This is a genomic window from Paractinoplanes toevensis (genome assembly GCF_018332695.1).
Taxonomy (GTDB): Bacteria; Actinomycetota; Actinomycetes; order Mycobacteriales; family Micromonosporaceae; genus Actinoplanes; species Actinoplanes toevensis.
In genome coordinates, this window is record NZ_BOQN01000034.1 from 1 (window position 1) to 22009 (window position 22009).

General features: G+C 70.5%; 25 protein-coding genes and 1 pseudogene. 11 read left to right on the top strand and 15 right to left on the bottom strand.

Features of this window, described 5'->3' with window-relative positions; genetic code table 11:
* Positions 1-72 (bottom strand): hypothetical protein (locus Ato02nite_RS53240; RefSeq protein WP_438873037.1); only part of this gene is annotated, 72 nt, incomplete at its 3' end.
* 25 nt (positions 73-97) lie between these two features.
* Positions 98-639 (bottom strand): annotated as a pseudogene (locus tag Ato02nite_RS12250) (trehalose-6-phosphate synthase); the annotation flags it as partial.
* A gap of 107 nt (positions 640-746) precedes the next feature.
* On the opposite strand from Ato02nite_RS12250, the gene Ato02nite_RS12255 reads away from it, so the two are divergent.
* Positions 747-1403, top strand: coding sequence for an HAD family hydrolase (locus tag Ato02nite_RS12255; RefSeq protein ID WP_246606679.1), 657 nt, complete (start codon positions 747-749; stop codon positions 1401-1403).
* 121 nt (positions 1404-1524) lie between these two features.
* Here Ato02nite_RS12255 and Ato02nite_RS12260 read toward each other — a convergent pair whose 3' ends face one another.
* Entirely contained in the window at positions 1525-1977 is a 453-nt protein-coding gene (locus Ato02nite_RS12260; protein ID WP_213006594.1) for a hypothetical protein, read from the bottom strand.
* Positions 1978-2444: 467 nt separating this feature from the next.
* The gene (locus tag Ato02nite_RS12265) at positions 2445-2810 is read right to left on the bottom strand and encodes a VOC family protein (RefSeq protein WP_213006595.1); all 366 of its coding nucleotides are present in this window, start codon (positions 2808-2810) and stop codon (positions 2445-2447) included.
* A 265-nt stretch (positions 2811-3075) separates the two neighbouring features.
* On the opposite strand from Ato02nite_RS12265, the gene Ato02nite_RS12270 reads away from it, so the two are divergent.
* From Ato02nite_RS12270 to Ato02nite_RS12280, 3 genes are all read left to right on the top strand, one after another.
* The gene (locus Ato02nite_RS12270) at positions 3076-3267 is read left to right on the top strand and encodes a hypothetical protein (RefSeq protein WP_213006596.1); all 192 of its coding nucleotides are present in this window, start codon (positions 3076-3078) and stop codon (positions 3265-3267) included.
* 111 nt (positions 3268-3378) lie between these two features.
* On the top strand, positions 3379-4752 hold the full coding sequence (locus tag Ato02nite_RS12275; protein WP_213006597.1) for a hypothetical protein: 1374 nt from the start codon (positions 3379-3381) through the stop codon (positions 4750-4752).
* 80 nt (positions 4753-4832) lie between these two features.
* Positions 4833-5441, top strand: a complete 609-nt coding sequence (locus Ato02nite_RS12280; protein WP_213006598.1) for a response regulator transcription factor — start codon at positions 4833-4835, stop codon at positions 5439-5441.
* A gap of 66 nt (positions 5442-5507) precedes the next feature.
* Here the strand turns inward: Ato02nite_RS12280 and Ato02nite_RS12285 are convergent, their stop codons facing one another.
* From Ato02nite_RS12285 to Ato02nite_RS12305, 5 genes are all read right to left on the bottom strand, one after another.
* The gene (locus tag Ato02nite_RS12285; protein ID WP_213006599.1) at positions 5508-6053 is read right to left on the bottom strand and encodes a hypothetical protein; all 546 of its coding nucleotides are present in this window, start codon (positions 6051-6053) and stop codon (positions 5508-5510) included.
* Positions 6054-6290: 237 nt separating this feature from the next.
* Positions 6291-6755 carry an RNA polymerase sigma factor gene (locus Ato02nite_RS51550; RefSeq protein WP_246606681.1) on the bottom strand — a complete coding sequence of 155 codons (465 nt, stop codon included), beginning with the start codon at positions 6753-6755 and terminating at the stop codon, positions 6291-6293.
* Positions 6756-6804: 49 nt separating this feature from the next.
* Positions 6805-7734, bottom strand: a complete 930-nt coding sequence (locus Ato02nite_RS12295) for an aminoglycoside phosphotransferase family protein (protein ID WP_213006600.1) — start codon at positions 7732-7734, stop codon at positions 6805-6807.
* A gap of 10 nt (positions 7735-7744) precedes the next feature.
* Positions 7745-8773, bottom strand: coding sequence for a hypothetical protein (locus Ato02nite_RS12300; RefSeq protein ID WP_213006601.1), 1029 nt, complete (start codon positions 8771-8773; stop codon positions 7745-7747).
* A gap of 51 nt (positions 8774-8824) precedes the next feature.
* The gene (locus Ato02nite_RS12305) at positions 8825-9568 is read right to left on the bottom strand and encodes an SDR family NAD(P)-dependent oxidoreductase (RefSeq protein WP_213006602.1); all 744 of its coding nucleotides are present in this window, start codon (positions 9566-9568) and stop codon (positions 8825-8827) included.
* A gap of 81 nt (positions 9569-9649) precedes the next feature.
* On the opposite strand from Ato02nite_RS12305, the gene Ato02nite_RS12310 reads away from it, so the two are divergent.
* Positions 9650-10270 carry a TetR/AcrR family transcriptional regulator gene (locus tag Ato02nite_RS12310; RefSeq protein ID WP_213006603.1) on the top strand — a complete coding sequence of 207 codons (621 nt, stop codon included), beginning with the start codon at positions 9650-9652 and terminating at the stop codon, positions 10268-10270.
* A 122-nt stretch (positions 10271-10392) separates the two neighbouring features.
* Here the strand turns inward: Ato02nite_RS12310 and Ato02nite_RS12315 are convergent, their stop codons facing one another.
* Entirely contained in the window at positions 10393-10575 is a 183-nt protein-coding gene (locus Ato02nite_RS12315; protein WP_213006604.1) for a hypothetical protein, read from the bottom strand.
* On the opposite strand from Ato02nite_RS12315, the gene Ato02nite_RS12320 reads away from it, so the two are divergent.
* Complete coding sequence (locus Ato02nite_RS12320; protein ID WP_213006605.1) at positions 10568-10936, top strand: AMIN-like domain-containing (lipo)protein; 369 nt, start codon at positions 10568-10570, stop codon at positions 10934-10936. The two genes, Ato02nite_RS12315 and Ato02nite_RS12320, sit on opposite strands and share 8 nt — an antisense overlap.
* 135 nt (positions 10937-11071) lie before the next feature.
* On the opposite strand, the gene Ato02nite_RS12325 is transcribed toward Ato02nite_RS12320, so the two are convergent.
* The gene (locus tag Ato02nite_RS12325) at positions 11072-11611 is read right to left on the bottom strand and encodes a thiamine pyrophosphate-dependent enzyme (protein WP_213006606.1); all 540 of its coding nucleotides are present in this window, start codon (positions 11609-11611) and stop codon (positions 11072-11074) included.
* Between the two features lie 120 nt (positions 11612-11731).
* Positions 11732-12718 (bottom strand): helix-turn-helix transcriptional regulator, encoded by a 987-nt coding sequence (locus tag Ato02nite_RS12330; protein ID WP_213006607.1) that lies wholly within the window; start codon positions 12716-12718, stop codon positions 11732-11734.
* Between the two features lie 62 nt (positions 12719-12780).
* On the opposite strand from Ato02nite_RS12330, the gene Ato02nite_RS12335 reads away from it, so the two are divergent.
* Both Ato02nite_RS12335 and Ato02nite_RS12340 read left to right on the top strand, forming a co-directional pair.
* Positions 12781-13230 (top strand): hypothetical protein, encoded by a 450-nt coding sequence (locus tag Ato02nite_RS12335; RefSeq protein ID WP_246606691.1) that lies wholly within the window; start codon positions 12781-12783, stop codon positions 13228-13230.
* On the top strand, positions 13227-13688 hold the full coding sequence (locus Ato02nite_RS12340; protein ID WP_213006609.1) for a hypothetical protein: 462 nt from the start codon (positions 13227-13229) through the stop codon (positions 13686-13688). The genes Ato02nite_RS12335 and Ato02nite_RS12340 overlap by 4 nt, the downstream gene beginning before the upstream one ends.
* Here Ato02nite_RS12340 and Ato02nite_RS12345 read toward each other — a convergent pair.
* Genes Ato02nite_RS12345 through Ato02nite_RS12355 form a run of 3 tightly spaced genes read right to left on the bottom strand, consistent with a single transcriptional unit; the run spans position 13672 to position 17347 of the window.
* The gene (locus tag Ato02nite_RS12345; RefSeq protein WP_213006610.1) at positions 13672-14226 is read right to left on the bottom strand and encodes a DUF4232 domain-containing protein; all 555 of its coding nucleotides are present in this window, start codon (positions 14224-14226) and stop codon (positions 13672-13674) included. The two genes, Ato02nite_RS12340 and Ato02nite_RS12345, sit on opposite strands and share 17 nt — an antisense overlap.
* Positions 14223-15056 (bottom strand): phosphotransferase family protein, encoded by an 834-nt coding sequence (locus tag Ato02nite_RS12350; protein ID WP_213006611.1) that lies wholly within the window; start codon positions 15054-15056, stop codon positions 14223-14225. The genes Ato02nite_RS12345 and Ato02nite_RS12350 overlap by 4 nt, the downstream gene beginning before the upstream one ends.
* Positions 15057-15079: 23 nt before the next feature.
* The gene (locus tag Ato02nite_RS12355; RefSeq protein ID WP_213006612.1) at positions 15080-17347 is read right to left on the bottom strand and encodes an ATP-binding protein; all 2268 of its coding nucleotides are present in this window, start codon (positions 17345-17347) and stop codon (positions 15080-15082) included.
* Positions 17348-17474: 127 nt separating this feature from the next.
* Between Ato02nite_RS12355 and Ato02nite_RS12360 the strand changes: the two genes are divergently transcribed.
* The 3 genes from Ato02nite_RS12360 (at position 17475) to Ato02nite_RS12370 (ending at position 21933) form a co-directional block, all read left to right on the top strand.
* Complete coding sequence (locus Ato02nite_RS12360) at positions 17475-18188, top strand: (2Fe-2S)-binding protein (RefSeq protein ID WP_246606693.1); 714 nt, start codon at positions 17475-17477, stop codon at positions 18186-18188.
* Positions 18189-18391: 203 nt separating this feature from the next.
* Positions 18392-19954 (top strand): M1 family metallopeptidase, encoded by a 1563-nt coding sequence (locus Ato02nite_RS12365; RefSeq protein ID WP_246606703.1) that lies wholly within the window; start codon positions 18392-18394, stop codon positions 19952-19954.
* Between the two features lie 68 nt (positions 19955-20022).
* Entirely contained in the window at positions 20023-21933 is a 1911-nt protein-coding gene (locus Ato02nite_RS12370; RefSeq protein WP_213006614.1) for a potassium transporter Kup, read from the top strand.
* The last annotated feature ends 76 nt before the right edge of the window (positions 21934-22009 follow it).

The window sequence follows — 22009 nt, forward strand, 5'->3', positions numbered from 1 at the left end:
GTACTCGCCGTTGATCCGGCCTACCTCGCGCTCCACCCGGGCCCGCAACTCCTGGTACTCCAGGACCCGCATCCGGCTCGGGGTGGCGACCTGCACCAGCACCACGTCGTCGTTGGACACGGTGCCGTCGGCGGGGCAGCTGCATGAACAGTTCGACCGGCGGGAACGGGATGTGCAGGAAGAACCCGATGCGCAGGTCCGGCCGCAACTCGCGGAGCATGGCCGGCACCAGCATCAGCTGGTAGTCGTGGACCCACACGGTGCCGTCCGGCGCGGCGAGCTGCGCGGCCGCCTCGGCGAACCGGCGGTTCACCGCCTCGTAGGCCTGACGCCACGGCCGGCGGTGGGTCGGCTGCTCGACGGCGTCGTGGAACAGCGGCCAGATGGTGCCGTTGGACTGGCCCTCGTAATACTGGTCGACGTCGTCCTCGCTCAAGGCGACCGGGCGCAGGTGCATGCCGTCGGTGTCGAACGGCTCCGGCGCGTCACCCGGTTGACCGGTCCATCCGACCCAGGCCCCGCCCTGCCGCCGCACGATCGGTTGCAGCGCGCTGACCAGCCCGCCGGGGCTCCGCGCCAGCTGAGACTGCCGTCCTCCGCGGTCACCTCGTCGACCGGGAGGCGGTTGGCGACCACCACGAACTCGTACGAGACTCATGACGTCTCCTCACCACACCGGGATACCGCCAGTCGTGCGACTCAAACACCCGGCGGTTGGGTGGCGACAACCTGGGTAACCGGCCGCTGTGAGCCGATCGGGAATCCTCTTCGACGTTGACGGCACTCTGGTCGACAGCACCTATCTCCACGCAGTGGCCTGGTGGCAGGCCCTGCGGCGGTACGGGCACGACGTGCCGATGGCCGAGGTGCACCGGGCCGTGGGCATGGGCTCCGACATGCTGCTGGACCACCTGCTGGGCGATGCCGCCGAGGAGGGGATCGCCGACGCCCACGACGAGTTCTACCAGCCGTGGTGGGAGCAGTTACGGCCGCTGCCGGCCGCCGCTGACCTCCTGCGGGCGTGTGCGGAACGCGGACTGGCGGTGGTTCTGGCCAGTTCGGCGAAGAAGGACGAGCTGGAGACGCTGCGCCGGGTCATCGATGCCGACGACGTGATCGCCGCGGCGACCAGCTCGGACGATGCGAAGCAGAGCAAGCCCGCACCCGACATTCTGCAAGCGGCGTTGGATCAGTCCGGCGTCGACGCGCAACAGTGCGTGTTCGTGGGTGACTCCGTCTGGGACGTCGAGGCGGCTGCCCGGCTTGGCATCCCCTGCATCGGGCTGACCTGCGGCGGTACCAGCGCGGCCGAGTTGGAGAGCCGGGGTGCGGTGGCGACCTACGAGGACCCGGCGGCTCTGCTCGAGAGCCTCGAGGCCAGTCCGATCGCCCGGCTCCACTGATCGGCAGACGAGCAGTGCCGGCGGACCGTGGGCCGTGTGCCAGAAATCAAGGACCTCGACCACAACCGCGGCCGCGGCAACCAACAGGGTCGTCAGGAGACTGATCATGTGTTGCGGCGTCTCAGCCGGATAGGTATCGCCGGACAACTGTGAATTGTGCGGCGGTGAGGAAGGAGGGGTTGGCGGCCTGCGGCTGGCGCAGCACCTCGAGATCCGCCAAGGCGGCGTCGGCCCGGATCACCTGCCGGCTCACCCAGGCGGTGGGCGGCGCGATGGTCAGCTCCAGCGAGGCCTTCCAGCGGCCGTCCGCCGGGTCCTGCCGGGCCGGCCCGGTCAGTTGCCCGCAGCCCCAGATTCCGTACGCCAGATCGCGTCGTCGGCTGCCGCTGGCCCAGAACACCACCGGCTGGCCGGCCCGCATGAGCCGGGTGCGGTAGCTGGGCTGGACGCACCACTGGGTCACGTGTGGTTCGGCGGCGAAGCGCCCGGCCAGGTCGGCCTGGTCGGCGTTGCCCTTGAGCAGCCAGGCGCCAAGATCGGCGATCGTCACCCGGGGTACCGATTTCGGCGTCATAGCGGGCCGTCAGTGGCCCGGCCGAGAACCAGCGCGACGATGGCCCTCGTGGGCTCGCGGCCGCGAAGTGCAGATTCTTTGGGGGATGGAACGGTATTCATGATGACTCCGGTCGGTTCTGCGGCAACGTCTGTGGGGGAGCAGACGTAGACGGTAACGGCCACCGTATTCCCGCCCGCGGATCGGATAATGGGCTGTGTGGTCTGCGCCGCGGCGACCTCCAGCCGCTGCGGGGCACATTGACGGTGCGGCGGCAGCCTGGTCACCTTGGCGCCCGACCGGCACAACTTTCATCGCGGCAGCTCAGCCCACTGATCCACTTCACCCACCTTCGATTCGTAGGCAAACGGAGATCGACGCCGAGCCTGCGCCCCTTCCGCTCCTACCGGTAAGTGCCCAATGGACGGCGACTCCTGGCAGGTCAAGTCATTGAGCTGCACCGATCGAGCCACCCGGATCAGCAGATACTACATTTTGTAGTAGTACTGCACGACGCAGAATTCATTGTTCTCCGGGTCGGCCATGACGAGGACGATGCCTTCGGGGTAGTCGTGTCGTTCGCTGGTCCACCGGCCGCCCAGGGCCTCGATCCGATCCACCGCTTCGTCGGCGTCAGCGACGGCGATGTCCAGATGCAGTCGCGCCTTGCCAACTTTGGGTTCTGGTACCGGCTGGAACGTCAACACCGGCGTGTCGTCATCGACAGTCACCCGCCGCCAGCCGGGGAGGGACTCCGTCACTCGTCCGCCGAGCACCGCCGACCAGAAATCGGCCAGCCTCCGCGGATTCTGGCAGTCGACCGTCACGCCGGCAAAGCGGCCGAGTATCCCCATGACGCCCAACGTAGCGACTATCCAAGCCACGGTCAGGCCCACCCATCAGCGCGAGCTCGCCCCGAGAGCAGCTCGGAGTCGGGGTCACACCGTGTGGTCGTTCCAGGGCAGCGCGCTCGCTCGGCGGCAGGTAAGTGCGGGTAGCCAGCACCGCCGTGTCCAGCGCGAGTCTCCGCCGTTGTTTGCCCAGGTATGGGGCGGCGCGATCGGCTGCGGGTGGGTGATAATCGCGCGTCTTGATCACCGGTCCGGTGGGAGCTGGCGCGTGCCTCGCTACGATTTCGCGAACTGGGCGCCGCTGGCCCGCCTGTTGACGGTCGGCAGCCTGGAGAAGCTGGTGGTCGAGGGCGGCTTCGTCGTGGGAACCGTCGCCCAGCCCGCAGGCCGCGCTGGTGAAGAACCAGCCGTACCGGGGCCGCGCGTCGTTCGTAGCCGACGACAAGAACACCGCCTCTGACGGTGCCTGGGTGAATTCAAGATCACCGGCTGAGTACGCGGCGACGGCTTGATCGTAGATTCGCCCGTATCGATCAGTGTCGGCCTGTCAGGAATGGGTACTGAAGTTTGAATGCGGAGCGGCATTTCGACAGGAGAGGACGGTGCGCCCGAGGCAACTCGGCGCGTTGTCCGCCTGTTCGTGCTGCTCGGCGTGGCCGTGGCGGTGTATCTGGGGCTGAGCCTCTTCGACCACGCGGCGCGAGCGGATGCCGGTTCGATCGGACAGCCGACCATGCAAACCGGGGCCTCAGATCCGATCACTGCGATCAAGGCAAAGACCGCCGACGCCACAAAGGCCATCGCAAAACCGAAGCCGATCACTCCAAAGCCGAAGTCGAACATTTCGAAGCCGCTCACTTCGAGGGCCACCGTTTCCAAGGCGCCCGCGGCGAAGGCGACCCCTTCGCGGGAGATCGTTTCGAAGGCCAGCTCGCAGAGGACCGATCTGCCGGCGATCGAGGTGCCTGATGTTCGCCCGCCCGAGGCCCACGCGCCGAAGAAGACCCCTGCCCCGAAGGTTCAAGCGACTCGGATGCAGAGCATCCGCGACGGCGAGAGGGCCCAGCGGGTGCAGGTCCGGACACCGAAGCCCCGCCGGCCTGTGTCCGGCACGGGCGCTCAGGCCGCCCGGACCACGGTGGCCGCAGCCCGGACCCCGATCACCCGGCCAAAACTGTCGTCCCCCGCCGACCGTCTCTCGCGGCCCGAGCCGACCGATCGGCGGATGACCGGGCTTCCGGCATTGCCGCAGCCGTCCTCATCGCGCCAGCTGCCCAGCCCGCCGCAAGCCCACCTGCCGTCGCGGCCGCTGCTGCCCGGTCAGTCGCAGACCCAACTGCCGTTGCGACTGCAGATCCAGCTCCCGTCCTTGCTGGTCCAGCTGCCGGCCTTGCCGCAGGTCCAGCTCCCGTTGCCGTCACGGGCCCAGCTGCCGCCGTTGCTGTGGGTCCAGCTCCCGCCGTGGTCCCAGGCTCAACTGCCGTCGTGGCCGCAGGTCGGGGTGCCGTCGTGGTCGCAGTTGCCCGGCCTCGCTCAGGTTCAGCCGCGGTCGTCGCCGCAACTGCCGGTGCTGTCGCCGGCTCCGGCGTCGGTTTTGACGCGAACCGCGGCTTCGCTGGGCACCTCATTGCCGTACCCATCGCTTTTGTCACTTGTGGGTCCACAATTCCCGGCCCTCGCCTCGGGGTCTGGGCTGTCCGGCGTGGCCACGTCGCCTGCGGCGCAGGCCCAGAAGCCGACCGCGCCTTCTCCCGCCCCGGCGCGGCAGCCGGGCAATCGCTCCACTCCCGCCGGCCAGGCGCATGACTCCGGCGGCGGCAATACCCCCGCGACGGGCATGGTCTCGTCGTCGTGGCGGCCTGACGTCGCTGCGGTCGGCGGTCGGCTGCCCGCTGATGTCGTCGCGCGCGGACGTACCGTCCGCTATGCAGGTCCTCCCAGCTGAATCGACTCCCGCAGGGATCCGGAAACCGGCCGGCATCAGTTCGGCCGTCCCGAAGCTTTGACCCTGGCTGGGAGGCCATCGTGATTCGCATCCTGCTCGTCGAACCCATGAATCTGCTGCGTGGCGCCCTGACCGCCACGCTGTCCCTGGAGGAAGACTTCGAGGTGGTCGCCGACCTCGGCACCCTCGACCAGGCGCTGGACATGGCCCGCGCGGTGCCGCCGGATGTGGCCGTGGTCAATGTCGCGCTGCTGGCCGGCGACGGCCTGACGACGATTGCCCGGCTCGGCGCCGAGCAGCCCGACTGCGCCACCCTGGTGCTGGCCGGCCCGGACGAGTCGGGTCTACTCAACCGGGCGCTCGACCTGCGCATCGACGGTGTCGTCGGCACTCAGGCCGCCCCGTGCGAGCTGGTCCGCGGCATTCGCCGGCTGGTGCGTGGTGAGCGGGTCATCGACGCGAGCCTGGCGGTGGCGATGGTGACGGCGCCTCGCAGTCCATTGTCGCCGCGCGAGCTCAACGTGCTGAGCGTCGCCGCGTCGGGTGTGCCGTCCACCGAGGTTGCCGCCGAGCTGCACCTGAGCACCGGCACCGTTCGCAACTACATGTCGGCGATCCTCCGCAAGACCGGCGCCCGCAATCGCCTGGAGGCGGTGCGCCTGGCCGAGGGTGCCGGCTGGTTCCAATGACACGGCAACGCAGCCGCATCTGGCGGGATGCGGCTGCGTTGGAGGTACCGGCCGGGCCTGAACGAGTCAGAGCTGGCCGAGTAGAGCCAGGATCGCGTTGAGGAGCGCGGCCAGGCCACCGGCGGTGGGGGTGCCGTCGAGCAGGTGGGTGATGGCGCACAGCAGGTTGCCGAGCAGGTTGCCGGCTGCCTGGACGGCGGTGATCACGAGGTGCACCTGGTTCAGGTCGACCACCAGGCCGAGCAGGTCGAGGTGTAGCGGGCCGAGCACGAGGTTCAGCACCTGACACGTCACCGCGGCGACGGTCACCGGCATGCTGACTGTGCGGCTGACCGTGCCGATGGGGGCGCCGGACGAGTCACTGACCGTACCGGTGAGCAGGCCGGTGGCGAGCACGTTGCCGTTCTGGGTGGTGAACTGCGACGGCGTGAAGGTGCCGGCGAAGGAGCCGTTGTCGGCCGTGCCGGTGATCGGTGTGGCGAGGGCGGCCACGGGCGACGGGGCCGCCGCGGCCCGCGGGGCGGCGCTGGCCACGCCGGCACCCGTGAAGCTGAGCCCCAACGCCGCGACCAACGCGGCGACGATCATCGATAGCCGTTGCCGATGTGTCATCGTTCCTCCTGCTGATAATGATCCGTCAGGCTTCCGCTTTCACCGATAAGCCTCGTTGCCGGAGCACGCTCAACCCAGTGAGCGGAGTCAGAGGAACGGTTGACAAAAGTCATGTTTGCCGCGCGTGGAGCCGTAACCCACTTCAGCAAGACCAGCGGCAGCAGGCGGCGTTATATGGGGCTGTCACGAGGCCGCGAAAGGCGCATGGCAGCTCTCCAACCAGCTCGGGAACCTGCTTCAGGCCATCGAGGCGGTCTCCGAGTTGCCACAGCCGTAGCGTGTTCTCCGCATGATGGCGGGTGAGCCGGGGTAGGAGCCGTCCGATAGTAAAGACCCGACCGGTGTCGGAGGCTTCGCGCCGAAGCAGCACATGCTGCTCCACATCGTCCGGCGGTTCGGCGGGCTTGAGCGATGCCAGGACCAGTTCATCGGTGAGGAAGATCGCCGGGACCTCCAGTTCCAGCCGAGATGTGTGTTCGGCAGATCGGGCAGATCGGCGAGGTGACGGCGGGTGAGGCGCCTGGCTGAAGGAGGGCCAGACCGGCGCGGGCGGTTCCGGCGCAGGTAGAGCCGCGCCAGCGCCCCGGTCACCGCGTCCTCGGCGGCCTGCCAGTCACCGCAGGTCAGGTAGGCCAGGGCCGGTAACGGTTCGAACCGGACCCCGACGAACTCCCGAAAACTCTCGGTGTCTTCGGCATCCACTAGGCAATGGCCCCTTCGTCGTCGAGAGTCAGAGGCGCGCGACCCGGCCTCAGGTTGCACCCGGCGGGGAATCCGTCGCGATGAGCCGGTGCAGGGCGGCGCGGGCCGGCGCGGCCCAGGTCGCTTTGCCGCCGGGGAGGCCCCGCACACCGGCGTCGCCGATGAGGATGCCGCTCAGGGCACGGGCCATCGCCCAGCCGCGGGCGCGGCGCAGGGTGGCGGCGTCCGGAGCCGGGCGGTAGGCCGCGTGGAAGCCGGCGGCGCTGTCGTCCGGCAGCAGGAGCCAGGCGGCGGAAAGGTCGTAGGCCGGGTCGCCGGCGCACAGGTCGCCGAAGTCGATCACGCCGCACAGGGTGCCGCCGGCGGTGAGGACGTTGGCCGGGTGCAGGTCGGCGTGGATCCACATGGCCGGGCCGGTCCACTTGGGAGCGGTGACCGCGTCGTGCCAGACGGCTCGGACGGCGTCCGGGTCGTCGATCAGGCCGCGCCCGGTGGCGGCAGCGACCCCGCGGGCGAAACCCTCGGCCCGGTCGGCCAGCGGGCCGCCGCGGTCGCGGCCGGTGGGCGCGCCGGCCGGGGCGGGCCGGTGCAGAGCGGTCAGGAAGGCGGCCAGTGCGGTGGCCGCGTCGGCGCCGCGGGTCACCGGGAACCGGTCGGCCGGGCTGCCCGGGACCCAGGTGGTGATCAGCCAGGGGCGGGGGAACCGGGCGGAGGGCTCGCCGAAACGCTGCGGAACGGGAACCGGCAGCGGAAGCCGCGGGGCCAGCCCGGGCAGCCAGGTGCGCTCGTTGCGCAGCAGCTCGTCGGCCGAGCCGGTCGCCCAGGGCAGCCGGACGGCCAGGTCGTCGCCGAGGCGCCACAACTGGTTGTCCCAGCCGCGCGCACCCAGCCGGACCGGGCGATCGGCGAGGTCCGGGTGCTGGTCGTGGACCAGCTCCCGGACGAGGTCGGCGGTGATCTCGAGCCCGGCGTGGGTCATGCGCAGAAAACTAGCCGGGCACCGCCACCGGATCACGGCGCGGCCGGGTGGCGAGCGCGGCGGCCACCGCGATGGCCAGCACGGCGATGACGGCGCAGGCCAGGGGCAGGGTGCTGTCGACCGGGCCGCGCACGACGTATGGGTACGGGGAGCCGTGGGCGTACATCATCACGTCGTACGCCTCGCGGTAGAGCTGGTGGGCCGGCCAAGCCGCGGCGGCGAAGGCGGCCGTGGCCGTCGCCGAGGCCGGCCATCCGCTCCGGCGCACCCGGTAGGCGAACGCGGCCACCAGCAGCCACCCGGCGAGGGCGCCGGCGAGCAGCCCGCCGATCGTCAGCGGGCGCACCGCGGCCGCCTCACGCGGCCAGACGGCCGTGCCGTACATCGCGGTCACGGTCTCGCCCCGGCGGGCCTCGCCGGTGATGGCCCAGCCGTTACCGTCGAGCTTCAGCGAGCCCTTGGTCGCCGTATAGTCGACACCGCTGATCGGGGTGCGGCCCTTGAGGTCGGTGCCGGTGACCAGGGAACCCTGCTGCTCCTCGAACGACGTGAGATGCCAACCGGCGGCGGTCAGCGCGGCGCGAAGGCGTTGGGGGGAGACGTCGCCGCCGCCGTCCGCGCGCACCAGCGCGTGCGGGCCCTTCATCGCCGACACCTCGCGGTAGACGGCGGCGTCGGCGGGCATGCCGGTCATCGCGGCGTTGAGCGCGCGCAACTCGCGGTCGCTCGGCAGTGAACCGGCGGTCTGCCAGCCCAGCCGGGTGCCGGCCGCGGAACCAGCCGCGCCCAGCGCCGCCGCGGCCAGCACGGCCGCCACCCACACGAGCGGGCGGCGGGCCGGCAGCCGGAAGCGTTGCCGCAGACCGGCGAGAACCAGGTGGAGCGTCTGCCGGAGGCCGGGCCGGCCGCGCCCGTCCTCCGCCATCTCCAGCAGGGTGGTGATGATCTCGCTGCCGCGGTGGTCGCGATAGGCCCGCGGATAGGCCCGGAGCAACCGCCGGTAATGCCGCACCTGCCTCGTGAGTGTCGGTTCCTGCATGACGGCTGATGCTACCCCCAGCGTTATATATCGCCAAGCGTAATATCAAGCTCAGCCGGGCAGTGCGCTGCGCTCGCCGCCGTTGGCGACCACGACCGTGCCGTTGATGTAGCTGCTGCGGTCGTCGACCAGGAAGAGGACGACCTCGGCGATCTCCTCCGGATCGCCCACCCGGCCGCGCAGGTTGGCCTGCCCGAGGATCTCGACGTTCTCGCCCAGCATCCGCTCGGTCCCGGCGGTGCGCACCGGGCCGGGCGAGACGCCGTTGACCCGGACGCCGGCCGCGCCGAACTCGGTGGCCCAGGAGCGGGTGAGCAGTTCCACCGCGGCCTTGGAGGCGCCGTAGGCCGCTCCGACCGGCGCGGCCGAGGTCGCCGCGGTGGACGTGACGTTGACGATGGCACCGCGGCCGCGCTTCGCCATGCCCGGTGCCAGTGCGCCCACCAGGAGAAACGGGGCCCGGGTGTTGATCGCGACGTGCCGGTCGAAGCTCTGCGCGCTGGTGTCCGGGGTGCTGGTGAAGGCGTAGATGCCGGCGTTGTTCACCAGGATGTCCACGTCGCCGGCCTCGGCGGCCAGTTGGGCGACCTCGTCGGCGTCGGTGAGGTCGGCGGCCACGAAGCGGGCCCGCCCGCCGGTCCGGGCGATCTCGGTGACCACCTCGGCGCCGCGGTGCGGGTCGCGGCCGTGCACGACGACGTCGGCGCCGCGAGCGGCCAGCTGGAGCGCGACGGCCCGGCCGATACCGGCCGTGGCGCCGGTGACGAGGGCGGTTCTTCCGCTGAGGTCGGACATGGGAAACCTCTTTCTGGGTTGGGCTACCCAATTTCTAGCACGGTTTTTGGGTTGCGCAACCCATTCCGTTAGGCTGGTCGCATGACGCAACGGTTGACCCGCAAAGGACAGGCGACGAGGGAGCGCATCCTGCAGGCGGCCACCGAGCTCATCGCCCGGCAGGGTGTCGCGGGCACCGGCACCGAGGACGTCCGCAAGGCCGCCGGGGTGAGCGGCTCGCAGCTCTACCACTACTTCGACAGCAAGCAGGCGCTGATCCGGGCGGTCATTACCCGCCAGGCCGACGCGGCGCCCGTCCCCGACCAGCCGATGATGGGCACCCTCGACAGTTTCGGCGCGCTGCGCGCCTGGGCCGACGCGGCGATCGAGCGCCAGGAGCAGAACGACGGCCGCGGCGACTGCACGCTGGGCTCGCTGGCGGGGGAGCTGGGCGCCGCCGACGAGGACTCCCGCGCGGATCTCAGCAACGGCTTCCTGCGGTGGCAGTCCCTGCTCAACGCCAGCCTGCTGGCCATGCGGGACCGAGGCGAACTGCGCGCCGGCACCGACCTCGACGAGCTGTCGCTCGCCCTGCTCACCGCCCTGCAGGGCGGGTCACTCCTCAGCCAGACCCTGCGGGACACCCGCCCGCTCCGGGCGGCGCTGAACGCGGCCCTGGCCTACGTCCACTCGTTCGCCCCCGGTGACGGCACGAAACCGTGACTACACCGCGGTGAACAATGCCTAGCCTGGTCTCACGCTGCACTATCGACGGAGGCCACGGCCATGAAGGGAACCAAAGCAGGCATCTTCCTCATCGCGCTCGCTGTTGTCGGCGGATGCGCTCAACCGTCGCCGACGGCGACACCCACCAGCCCGCCGCCCAGCTCCGCTTCACCCACGACTTCACCCACGACTTCACGCACGACGGAGGCGCGGCAGATCGCGGCTCCGGCCACGTCTCCTTGGGGGACCGGCCCGATCACCGTCACCCACACGCCGAAGGTTCCGCCGGTCCCGGTGATCACCGGGATTCGCTATGCGGCGCACCAGGACGGCTACGACCGTCTCGTCCTCGACATTCCCGGCGCCCTACCCGGTTACTCGGCCAAATACGTCAAAGAGGTTCGCCGTGACGGTTCCGGCGAGAAGGTGTCGATGCCGGGATATGCCTTCATCCTGATCGTGCTGCACCCGGCTCAGGCGCACCGCGCCGACGGCACCCCGACCGTTTCCGGGATCCACCGCACCGGCCTGGCCGGCATCATGTCCTACGCGGTCGTCGGTGACTACGAAGGGTACGTCTCGATCGCTCTCGGGGCCAGCGGCGTGCAGAGGTACAACGTGGCCGAACTGTCCGACCGCGTCTACATCGACGTCGCGGTCTGATCAGATCTTCGCCCGGTCGGCATCCTCCGGACTGATCTCGCCGCGCTTGATCCGGGCGACGATCAGTCCGGCCAGGCGGAACAGAGCGGGCAGAGCGACGGACCGGGAAGATCAAGGTCACGGCCGATCGGCCCCCTACCGCAGAGCGGCGAGCACCTGCCTGGTCGCGTGACCGTCGATGGCGCGCAGGGCGTTGTCATCCAGTTCGTGGGCGGCGCGCATCCGTACCGTCAAGATCTCGATCGGATCGGCCGGCCCGGACACGTCGAGCTCCATCAGCCCGGTGCCACCGCCGGAGCGCACCGCCCGCGCGATGCGGCTCGCGCAGGCCAGCACGGCCTCCACGTCGAGACCGTCGATCGCCTCGGCCGAGGCCGGCTCCGGCTCCTCGGTCGTGAGGGCCGGGCGGAACGACACGGGGAGCCGGCCGGGCCGCTCATGAACGCAAACGACCAGCGATCCGGGCACGCCGGCGTGATCCGCCGGCAGGTGGTGCCGCACCAGGGCATCGGTCGACGCGAGCGCGGCCGACAACCCGATCAGCACGGCTTCCTCACCGAGGCCGATCACAAAATCAAGATCTTCCAGTACGGGTACGGGGACCCCGCGCTCGGCGAAGTGACGGGCGACCAACATGCGGTGCAACAGCTCCGTGTGCAACTGGTTGGTGGACACGCCGTGCACCCTGCTCCGCAACGGCCGATGTGACCAGGACCGGGTGACCGTTTCCGAGCTCCCTGCCAAGGGACCAGCAGCCCTGCCCCGCCGGATCGACCGACGGTTGCACCGGAGGATTTACGGTGGCGGGATTCTTTCGGGGCGGGGGCGGTAGAGCTGGGCCATTGCCTCGATGGTTTCGGTCATCTCGGTGACCAGCTGTTCGGGGGCGAGGACCTGGACGTCGGGGCCGAGCCGGAGCAGGGTCGCGGCCGCGTGCGGCACGCTCTCCAGCGGGATGGTGGTCTGCTGCCAGCCGTGAGCGTCGGCGGGTGTCCGGGTGGCCGCCCGGGCCGCCTTCGGGCCGATGATGCCGGGCAGCGCGGCGACCCCCCGCGGCGAGAGGCGGATGACCGCTACCTCGGCGGTCTCGGTCTGCTCGTAGCGTTCGACGTTGCCCTGCCAGAACGAGGCCAGGTCGAAGCCGTCCGGCCGGGTGAAGGTCTCGGGCAGCGGGCGCAGATCGACGATGGACGACACGCGGTAGGTGCGGGGGCCGGCCGCTACCAGATACCAGATGCCGGCCTTCAGAACCAGGCCGAGCGGATGCAGCCGCCGGGTCACCTCGCCCGGCCGGGGTGCCCAGCGGCGGTAGCGCACCTCGATCACCTGGTCGCGCCAGAGGGCCTCGGCCGCGGCGAGCAGGTGTGGCACCGCGTCGGGTTCGCGGTACCAGTCGGGGGCGTCCAGGTGGAAACGCTGCCGGATCCGCATCGACGCCTCGCGGTACGGGGTGGGCAGGGCCGCCATCAGCTTCAACTCGGCCGCGGCCACCTGGGCGCCCAGGCCCAGCTCGGCGGCCGGCTGGGGCATGCCGGTCAGGAACAGTGACTCGGCCTCGTCGGCGGTCAGGCCGGTCAGCCGCGTGCGGTAGCCGTCCATGAGCTGGTAACCGCCGGTCGGGCCGTGCTCGGCGTAGATCGGCACGCCCGCCGCGCCCAGCGCCTCGACGTCGCGGTAGATGGTGCGGCTGGTGACGCCCAGCTCGGCCGCCAGTTGGGCGGCGCTGAGCCGGCCGCGGTTCTGCAGCAACAGCAGCAGGGACAGCAGTCGGCCGGCGCGCATCCACCGAAGTCTGCCAGACCGCTGACAGAACCTGTCAGGGGTAATCGGCGATGATCTCCGGCATGAACGACTTCGATTTCTTGATCGGCTCGTGGAACGTGGTCAACCGCCGCCTGACGACGCTGTTCGCCGGCAGTGACGACTGGCGGAGCTTCCCCGGCACGTCGACCTCCCAACCGATCTTCGGGGGCGGCGGGAACATCGACGAGATCGACTTCCCGACGCTCGGCACCCGCGGCTTCACCCTGCGCCTGTTCGACACCGAGCGGAAGCATTGGTCGCTGTACTGGGCGAACAGCACCTCCGGGCTGCTCTTCCCGCCGGTGGTGGGCACGTTCACCGATGGGCGCGGCGACTTCTACGGCGACGACACCCACGACGGCAGGCCGATCCGGGCGCACTACATCTGGTCCGGCATCACGCCCACCTCGGCGCGGTGGGAGCAGGAGTTCTCGGCCGACGGCGGGCAGACCTGGGAGTCCAACTGGATCATGGAGTTCACCCGGGCATGAACGTCGATGAGGACTACCGCCACATCACCAAGATGATCACGCCCGGTCCGCCGCTCGTGCTGCCCGACGTCTACCTGAAGTGGTACGCGGTGTGCCGCGCGGACCAGAGCATCGATTCGGCCGAGGCCCGGGCCTTCCTCGCCGGAGAGGTCGCGGCGGGCCGGCTGGCGATCACCGGGGACGTCGGTTTCGTCATCCACCACCTCAGCGGCGAGCACGTCCACCTGTTGCTGGTCTGCACCTGGCGGGGCAACAACGAGATGTGGGAGACCGTCTACATCAGCGACGCCGGTCCGTTCACCCTGATGCCGCAGACCACCCACCGGGGCGTGATGTGCGTGTGGGAGTTCGGCGCGGTGGCCCACGAACACCAGGCCTGGACGGAATTCCTCCGCTCCGATCGCACCGAAAAGGCCCGGCAGAGGTACGCCGAGTCCCAGTTCAGCGGTCCGATCTAGGCTGCCAGGAGCTCACCCCGATGCGGCCGGTGCTGCCCAGGTCGATGTCGCCGCGCGGGGTGAGCACCTGGGCGGTCCCGCCGGCGGTGGGGGTGATCTCCAGGTGGGTGGCGTTGACCGGCGGGTCGGCGAGGTTGTCGTACGTGTTCCGCCAGGCGACGACGGCCGTGGCCCGCTCGCCCGGCCGGAGCACCACCTCGCGCGGCGGTTTGTTCCAGTCCGGAACCGACCCGGTGATCACGTAGGTGCCCTGCAGGATGTTTACCGAGACGTTGCGGCGCTGCTCGTCGAGGAGGCGCACGGCCGGGTAGCCCTTGACCTTGACGACCGCCGTTCCGCAGTTGACCAGGAAGAAGTCGAGGACGCGCAGGCCGGCCGCCGCGTCTCCGGTGCCGAGTTCCACCCGTACGCCATCGGCCGGGCAGGTGGGCGCGACCGAGACGGAGACCGACGGCGACGCCGGCGGGGGAGCGGGCAGGGCGGGGGTGCTGCACCCGGCCAGCAGGGCGGCCAGGATCAGGGGGTACGGGCGTCTCATCGCACCAGCTCGCGGATCCGGGTGACGGCTCGCCCGAAGTACCGGTGGTCGACCGGCCGGGTGAGGAAGTCGGCGAGCGAGTACAGGTCGAGGGCCTGGCTGAGCTCCCGCCAGTTCGCGGGCAGGTCACCGCCGCCGTCCCGGAAGCCGCGGAGGAAGTCGTCGGCGAAGCCGGCCGGCCGGGGATCACGCAGCATGTTGCCGACGTCGAAGAGCGGCGAGCTGCTGAACGCGAACTCCCAGTCCAGGACGGCCACGATCCGGTCACCGGAGGCAAGCAGGTTCTTCGGGTTGTAGTCGGCATGCACGAGCTGATGACTGCCCGACAAATCGGATATGTCGGCCGACGCCGCGAACTTCAGGAGCGACTGCTGCTCCACGTCGCTCAAATAGCCGGCCGCGTTCCCGGTGCGCAGGCAGCGCTCGACAAACGCGTCCAGGCCACCGATGGGCTCGAACCCGTCCGGCGAAAGCCCGTCCGAAGAGGAACCGAAGAACCCGGGCGCATCGAACGACACCGACCCGATCCGGGCGAGTGTTTCCCCGACGGAGTAACCGGACGACGGTGGATGTCCGTCCACAAAGACCGAGAGCACCAGCCCATCGGACGGGGAGAAGGCCACCACCTCGGGCACCGGCACGACCCCGCGCAGCCGCGCGGCCAGCGCGACCTCCACCGCACACCGGTTGGTCCCGAGGTAGCGCCGCAGCACGAACCGGCCGCCGTCGTCCGTTTCGACCAGCACGTTGTGGTTGCTGTACCCGCCGGTCAGCTCGCGCGACGACACCACCCGGCGCCCGGGCAGCGCGACGTTCTCGACCCACTCCATGCCGATGATCAAAGCAAAAGGGATCAACCGGCCTGGGAGTGCACCGCACGGGCGGTCAGCTTGGTCCGCACCTCGTCGGCGTCCGGGTGGTCCAGCTCGGTGAGGATGGCCAGGGAGTTGCGCCAGGCGTCCCGGGCCGCCCGGTGCCGCCCGGCCGCCTCCTCGGCGTCACCCAGGTGGGACAGGACGATCGCCTGGTACTGCTGGTCGTGCTCGTCACGGAACGCGGCCGCCGCCCGCCGGTAGCAGGCCGCCGCCTCGGTCAGCTCGCCGAGCCGGAAGTGGGCCATCCCGACGCTGTCCCACGAGTGCGCGGCGCCCATCCGGTTCCCGGCCGCCTCGTGCACGGTGACCGCCCGCCGGCAGTAGTCGAGGGCCTGCCGGTTGTCGCCCATCGTCAGGTAGCACCAGCCGATGTTGTTCATGGCCCGCGCCTCGCCGACCCGGTCGCCGTCCGACCGGGACAATTCCAGGGCCCGCCCGCCCTCCTGCAGGGCTTCGGCGTAGCGGCCCTCCCGGCGGGCGACAATTCCCAAATTCAGGTGTACGTCGGCCATGCCCGTGACGTTGCCGAGTTCCCGGTAGAGGGCGAGGGCGGTGGTCAGGTGCGACCGGCCCTGGACGAGGTCGCCCAACTCGGCGTGCGCGTACCCGACGTTGTAGTGGCTGACCGCCTGCAGCAGGATGTCGCCGGCCCGCCCGGCCGCCGCGACCGCGAGCATCTGCCAGGTCACCCAGTTGCGCCGGTCCCACCGTCGTTCCAGGTAGGTGAGCACCGCCCAGGCCAGCCACCAGGCCTTGGTGTCCAGCCCGGCGGCGACGGCCAGGTCGGCGCAGGCGCGCAGGGCCGGCTGCTCGGCGGAGAACCAGGCCAGCGCGGAGGTGCCGCCGCCGAACGTCTCGGGGGTCACGCCGGGCACGACGTCGGTGGGGCGGCGGCCGCTGAGGTTGCGCGAGGCTTTGAGGCACTGGTCGGCGGCGAGCGCGGACTGCAGGTAGTGGTCGAGCACCCGCCGGGCGGCCGCCTCCCGCTCGGCGTCCGAGTCGATCTCCTCGGCCAGGTCGCGGGCGTAGTCGCGGAGCAGGTCGTGGCTGCCGTACCGGCCGGGCAGCTGCTCGGACACCAGGTTGGCGGCGACCAGCTCCTGCAGCGCCGGGCGGATCCGCCGGGCCGGCAGGCCGGCCAGGCTGGCCAGCGCGGGAGCGCCGGCGACCGGGGTCGGGTGCAGGGCGAACAGGCGGAACAGGCGGGCCGCGTCCGGGCCGAGTTTCCGGTACGACCAGGAGAACACCCCGCGGACGTCGGTGGCCGGGTCGGGGCCGGCCAGCACGTCCAGCCGGGAGCGGGCCTCGCGCAGCTCGGCGGCGATGGCGGTGAGCGGGAACTGCGGGTTGCCGGCGGCCCGGGCGGCCGCGATGGCCAGGGCGAGCGGCAGCCGGGCGCAGGACCGCACGATGTCGTCGACCGCACGCGGTTCGTCCTTGACCCGGTCGGCGCCGATCCGCCGGGCCAGCAGCTCGCGGGCGGCCTCGGTGTCGAGCACGTCGAGCAGCAGCAGCTGGGCGCCGTCGGCGACGGCCAGCCCGGCGAGCCGGTCGCGGCTGGTGACGATCGCCACCGAGCCGGGCACGCCGGGCAGCAACGGGCGGACCTGCTCGGCGTCGCCGGCGTTGTCGAGCAGGATCAGCATCCGCTTGCCGGCCAGCGCGCTGCGGTACAGCGCGGCCCGGGACTCCAGGTCGGCGGGGATCCGCTGCGGGGCCACGCCGAGCCCGTCGAGCAGCCCGCGCAGCGCCTCGGTGGCCGGCAGCGGTGGCCCGACCGGCCCGAAGCCGCGCAGGTTCACGTACAGCTGGCCGTCCGGGAAACGCTCGCGCACCCGGTGCGCCCAGCGGATGGCCAGGGTGGTCTTGCCGACCCCGGCGGTGCCGGACACCGCCGAGATGATCACGCCGCGGGCGGCCCGGTCCGGGCCGGCCAGCAGTTCGTCGAGCCGGGCCAGTTCGCGGTCGCGGCCGGTGAAGCCGGACGGGTCGGACGGCAGCTGGGCCGGGGTGATCTCGGTGTTGCCGACCGCGGGCTCGGCGGCCGAGCGCAGGAAGCGTTCCCGGTCGGCGCCCTCGAGCCGGAACGCGTCGGCGAGCAGCCGCATCGTCCACATCCGCGGCGCCGCGATCCGGCCGGCCTCCCACTTGCCGACGCTGCGCACGCTGACTCCGGCCCGTTCGGCCAGGTCCTCCTGGGTCATGCCGAGTCGCCGACGGTGAGCGCGCACCAGGTCAGCGAACACGGAACTCCCCACGAGGTTTCGTCATCGACGTCCAGCAATGGTCTCAGGTGTGGTCACTTGCGGGATAGCAAGGGTCGGTACCCAAAGTTCCGGTCAAGTTCCGATCGGCGTCCACTACCCTCGACCGGTGAGCGGAGTCGAAGCGGGGACGGCGCTGGCCCGGGCGGCCGAGCTGGGCCCGTACTTCGGCTGGGAGCCGGCCGGTGACCTGTCCGATTGGCGCCGCTGGTCCGATCTGGCGGACCCGGCCGTGCTCGCCGAGCGGGTCGCCGCGGCCCGGTCGGCCCTGGCGGCGATGGGCGGGCTGGCCGAGGAGGCGGTGCCGGAACGCGTGGTCGCGTCGGTCGCGTTCCTCGGTTACGCCGCGCGGGTGCTCTCCCCGCTGCTGGGCGCGGCCGCGATCACCGGCCGCATCCCGGTGGCCGAGAGAACCACGCTGTGGTGGCGGCCGGTGCCGGCGGGACCGCTTCCCTTGGCGTACGGCGTAATGAGCGCGACCGTGCCCGCCTCGCCGGAGGCCCTCCGGGGGATCGCCGTCCAGGCGATCCTGGAGCCGGTCCTGACCACCTGCCGCACCCGTTTCCGCCTGTCCCCGCAGGTTCTGTGGGGAAATGTCAGCTCGGCGCTGGCCGGCGCCGCCGCGATGATCAGCAGGGTCGATCCGCCGGCCGGCGCCCGGGCCGGCACTCTCGTCGCGGGCCTGCTCGCGCTACCGCCGCTGGCCGGCACCGGCACCTTCAGCCAGGGGGCTCTGACCAGGAACAACTGCTGCCTCTACTACCGGATTCCGGGCGGCGGGACGTGCGGCGACTGCGTTCTCCGGCACCGCCCGAACCGCTGAAAGTACCGATGAAGTACCGGTCTCCGCCCTGGCTCGCGCTCCTTACAAAGGGGAACCTGAATAGGCAAGCCGGGGGCGGTGCCGCGCTGAACCAGAGGGGGAGGCTCAGCGTGAGTGGGGGCACCGCCCCCCTCTGATCATCGATGGTGGTCAGCCGAAAAGTGGTACTGATTGATCTAGATATATTGTTACGCTCGGCCGCCATGAGAGCTGAATTGGGTAACGTCCCAACACGCCTGGTGGCGCTCGGATCGGCGACGATCCTGAGCCTCGCCGGTGTCGTGGTGATCACAGCCGGGCCCGCGTCCGCTTCGGGGCATCGTCCGACTCCCGGTGCTGCCGGGCTCGGCGACCGGCTGTACCCGCTGCTCGGCAACGGGGGCTACGACGTACAAAATTATGATCTTTCGCTGACCTATCCGCAGAAGGATCCGGCTCAGCAGGTCACCGGCGACGTGACCATCACGGCGGTCGCCACGCAGTATCTTTCCCGTTTCGACCTCGACTTCGGCGGCGACGCCGTCGGCCAGGTCTGGGTGAACGGCAAGCCCGCGGCCTTCGCCCGCTCCGGCGAAGAGCTGATCATCACGCCGAAGAAGGCCCTGCCGTCGCACCGGAAGTTCACCGTGCGGGTGGCCGGCTTCAAGGCGACGCCGATCGAGGCCAACGCCGACTCCCCGGCCGGTTTCGTGAAGACCCCGGACGGCACCATCGTGGCCGCCCAGCCGGACGAGGCGCACAAGCTCTACCCGAGCAACGACCACCCGCGCGACAAGGCCACCTACACGATCCGGATCACCAACCCGGTCGGCTGGACCGGCACGGCCAACGGCGTGCAGGTCAGCGCCCGGCAGCACGGCGGCAAGGTGGTCTCGGTCTACCGGGAGAACCACCCGATGGCCAGCGAGCTGATCCAGGTCGCGGTCGGTGACTTCATCACCTACAGCCGCGGCAGGGTCGGCGGCGTGCCGGTCCGGGACGTGGTGCCGCGCCGCCTCGCCGCCGAGCTGCTGCCGAAGGCGGCCGACGAGGTCAACGCGATCAACTTCATGCAGGGCAAGGTCGGCCGGTACCCGTTCGAGAACTACGGCACGCTGGTCATCGACGCCACCCTGGGCTTCGCGCTGGAGACCCAGACGCTGTCGCTGTTCGACACCTGGTGGTTCAACCTCCCGTCGTTCGTGCTGGACACGGTCGGCACCCACGAGCTGGCGCACATGTGGTTCGGTGACAGCGTCGCGCCGTGGGAGTGGAGTGACGTCTGGCTGAACGAGGGCCACGCCACCTGGTACGAGTACGAGTACGCCCTCGAGACCGGGGTCCTGCCGGACTACGCCGGCTACGACAACCTCGACGACGTGTACAAGAGCATCTACGCCCGCGGTGACGAGCGGCGCGCCCGCTACGGCCCGACCGCGCAGCCGCTCAAGGCCGACGTGATCTGGGACGTCTTCAACCCCAACGTGTACGACGGGGGAGCGCTCGTCCTCTACGCCCTCCAGCAGAAGGTGGGCGCCGCGAAGTTCTCCCAGATCGAGCGGACCTGGGTCACCAAGTACAAGGACCGCTCGGCCTCGACCGGCGACTTCATCCGGCTCGCGTCGAAGGTGTCCGGCCAGAACCTGACGTCGTTCCTGACCGAGTGGCTCTACGGCACCAAGACCCCGCCGATGCCGGGTCACCCGGACTGGACCGTCAACCCGTACCCCGCGCCGGCCGGGGCGAAGGCATCGACTCTCGCCGACACCGTCCAGCGGCACCGCTGATTTCCCGGTATTAGCCGGTCCTCGGCCCGTAATGTCCGTTCTGGTGACATTCGGGCCGAGGAGGAGTCGTGGCGCATCCCAGTCCGCACGACAGCGTGCGGCTCGCGGTCGTCGTCGGCGCGCTCGGCGTGGTGTTCGGCGACATCGGGACCAGCCCGATCTACACCCTGCAGACCGTCTTCAACCCGGAGGACCCGCATCCGGTGCCGGTCAGCACCGACAACGTGTACGGCGTGGTCTCGCTGGTCTTCTGGTCCGTCATGATCATCGTGACGGTGACCTACATCCTGCTCGCCCTGCGCGCCGACAACGACGGCGAGGGCGGCGTGATGGCCCTGATCACGCTGATCCGCCGGTCCGGTTCGCGCTACGGCGGCAAGCTGGCCGTCTGGCTCGCCGCCCTGGGCATCTTCGGCGCCTCCCTGTTCTTCGGCGACAGCATGATCACCCCGGCCATCTCGGTGCTCTCCGCCGTCGAGGGCCTCAAGATCGTCCAGCCGTCCCTCGGTGAGGCCGTCGTCCCGATCACCGCGGTGATCATCGTGGCGCTGTTCCTGCCGCAGCGGCGCGGGACCGCCGCGGTCGGCAAGGTCTTCGGTCCGGTGATGATCGTCTGGTTCGGGACGATCGGCGTTCTCGGCATCGGCGGCATCGCCCGGCACCCGGGGATCCTGGCGGCACTGTCGCCGACGTATGCGGTGACCTTCCTGGCCGGGCACTTCGGCATCGCGTTCTTCGCCCTGGCGGCGGTCGTCCTGTCGGTGACCGGAGCCGAGGCGATCTACGCCGACATGGGGCACTTCGGCCGCCGGGCGATCAGCCGTGCCTGGCTGTTCCTGGTCTTCCCGGCGTGTGTGCTGAGCTACCTCGGCCAGGGCGCCCTGATCATCGACGATCCGCGCAACATCAGCGGCCCGTTCTTCCTGCTCGCGCCGGACTGGCTACGGCTACCGCTGGTGCTCCTGGCCGCCGCCGCGACGGTGATCGCGTCCCAGGCGGTGATCACCGGCGCCTACTCGGTGACGTCGCAGGCCGCCCAGCTCGGTTACCTGCCACGGCTGCGGGTCACGCACACCTCCGAGTCGGCCGTCGGCCAGATCTACGTGCCGTGGATCAACTGGCTGCTGCTGGTGTCGGTGCTCACGCTGATCTTCGCGTTCCGCAGCTCGGCCGCCCTCGCGTACGCCTACGGCATGGCCGTGACCGCCACGATCACCATCACCACGCTGCTGTTCTTCTACATCGCCCAGTGGCGCTGGAAGATCCCACCCTGGCTGCTGGCGGCCGGGGCCGGGATTCTGGTCGCGATCGACCTGCTGTTCGTGGCGGCGAACCTGACCAAGCTGCTGCACGGCGCCTGGCTGACCCTGCTGATCGGCCTGATCGCCTTCACCGTGATGACGACCTGGCAGCGCGGCCGCGTGATCGTCACGGCCGAGCGCAGGAAGCGTGAGGGTTCCCTGCCCGGCTTCATCGAGCAACTGCGCTCCGGCGCCGGCACGATCGCGAAGGTGACCGGCACCGCCGTGTTCCTCAACCGTGGCATGCAGTCCGCCCCGCTGGCCATGCGCGCGAACGTCGAGCACAACCACGTCCGGCACGAACACGTCCTGATCATCTCGATCGAGACCCTGGTGGTCCCGCGGGTGCCGGACGCCGAGCGGGTGTCGCTGGACGACCTGGGCTACGACGACGACGGCATCATGTTCGTGACGATGCGCTTCGGCTACGCCGACACCCAGGACGTGCCCGCCGCGCTGCGCCTGCTCGACCCGGCCCAGACCGAGGGCCGCCTGGACCTGGAGAACGCCTCCTACTTCCTCTCCAAGATCACCCTGCGCCGGGGCGACGCTCCGACCATGGCGCTGTGGCGAAAACGCCTGTTCATCGCCACGTCCTACATCACCGCCGACGCGGCCGAGCACTTCGCCCTGCCCCGCGACCACACGGTAATCATGGGCTCACACATCGAGGTCTAGACACTTTCGAGGTCGGGGTCGCGAGAATCAAACCCACTTTCCGGTACGGGAGACGCCGTCACCAACCGCAACATCA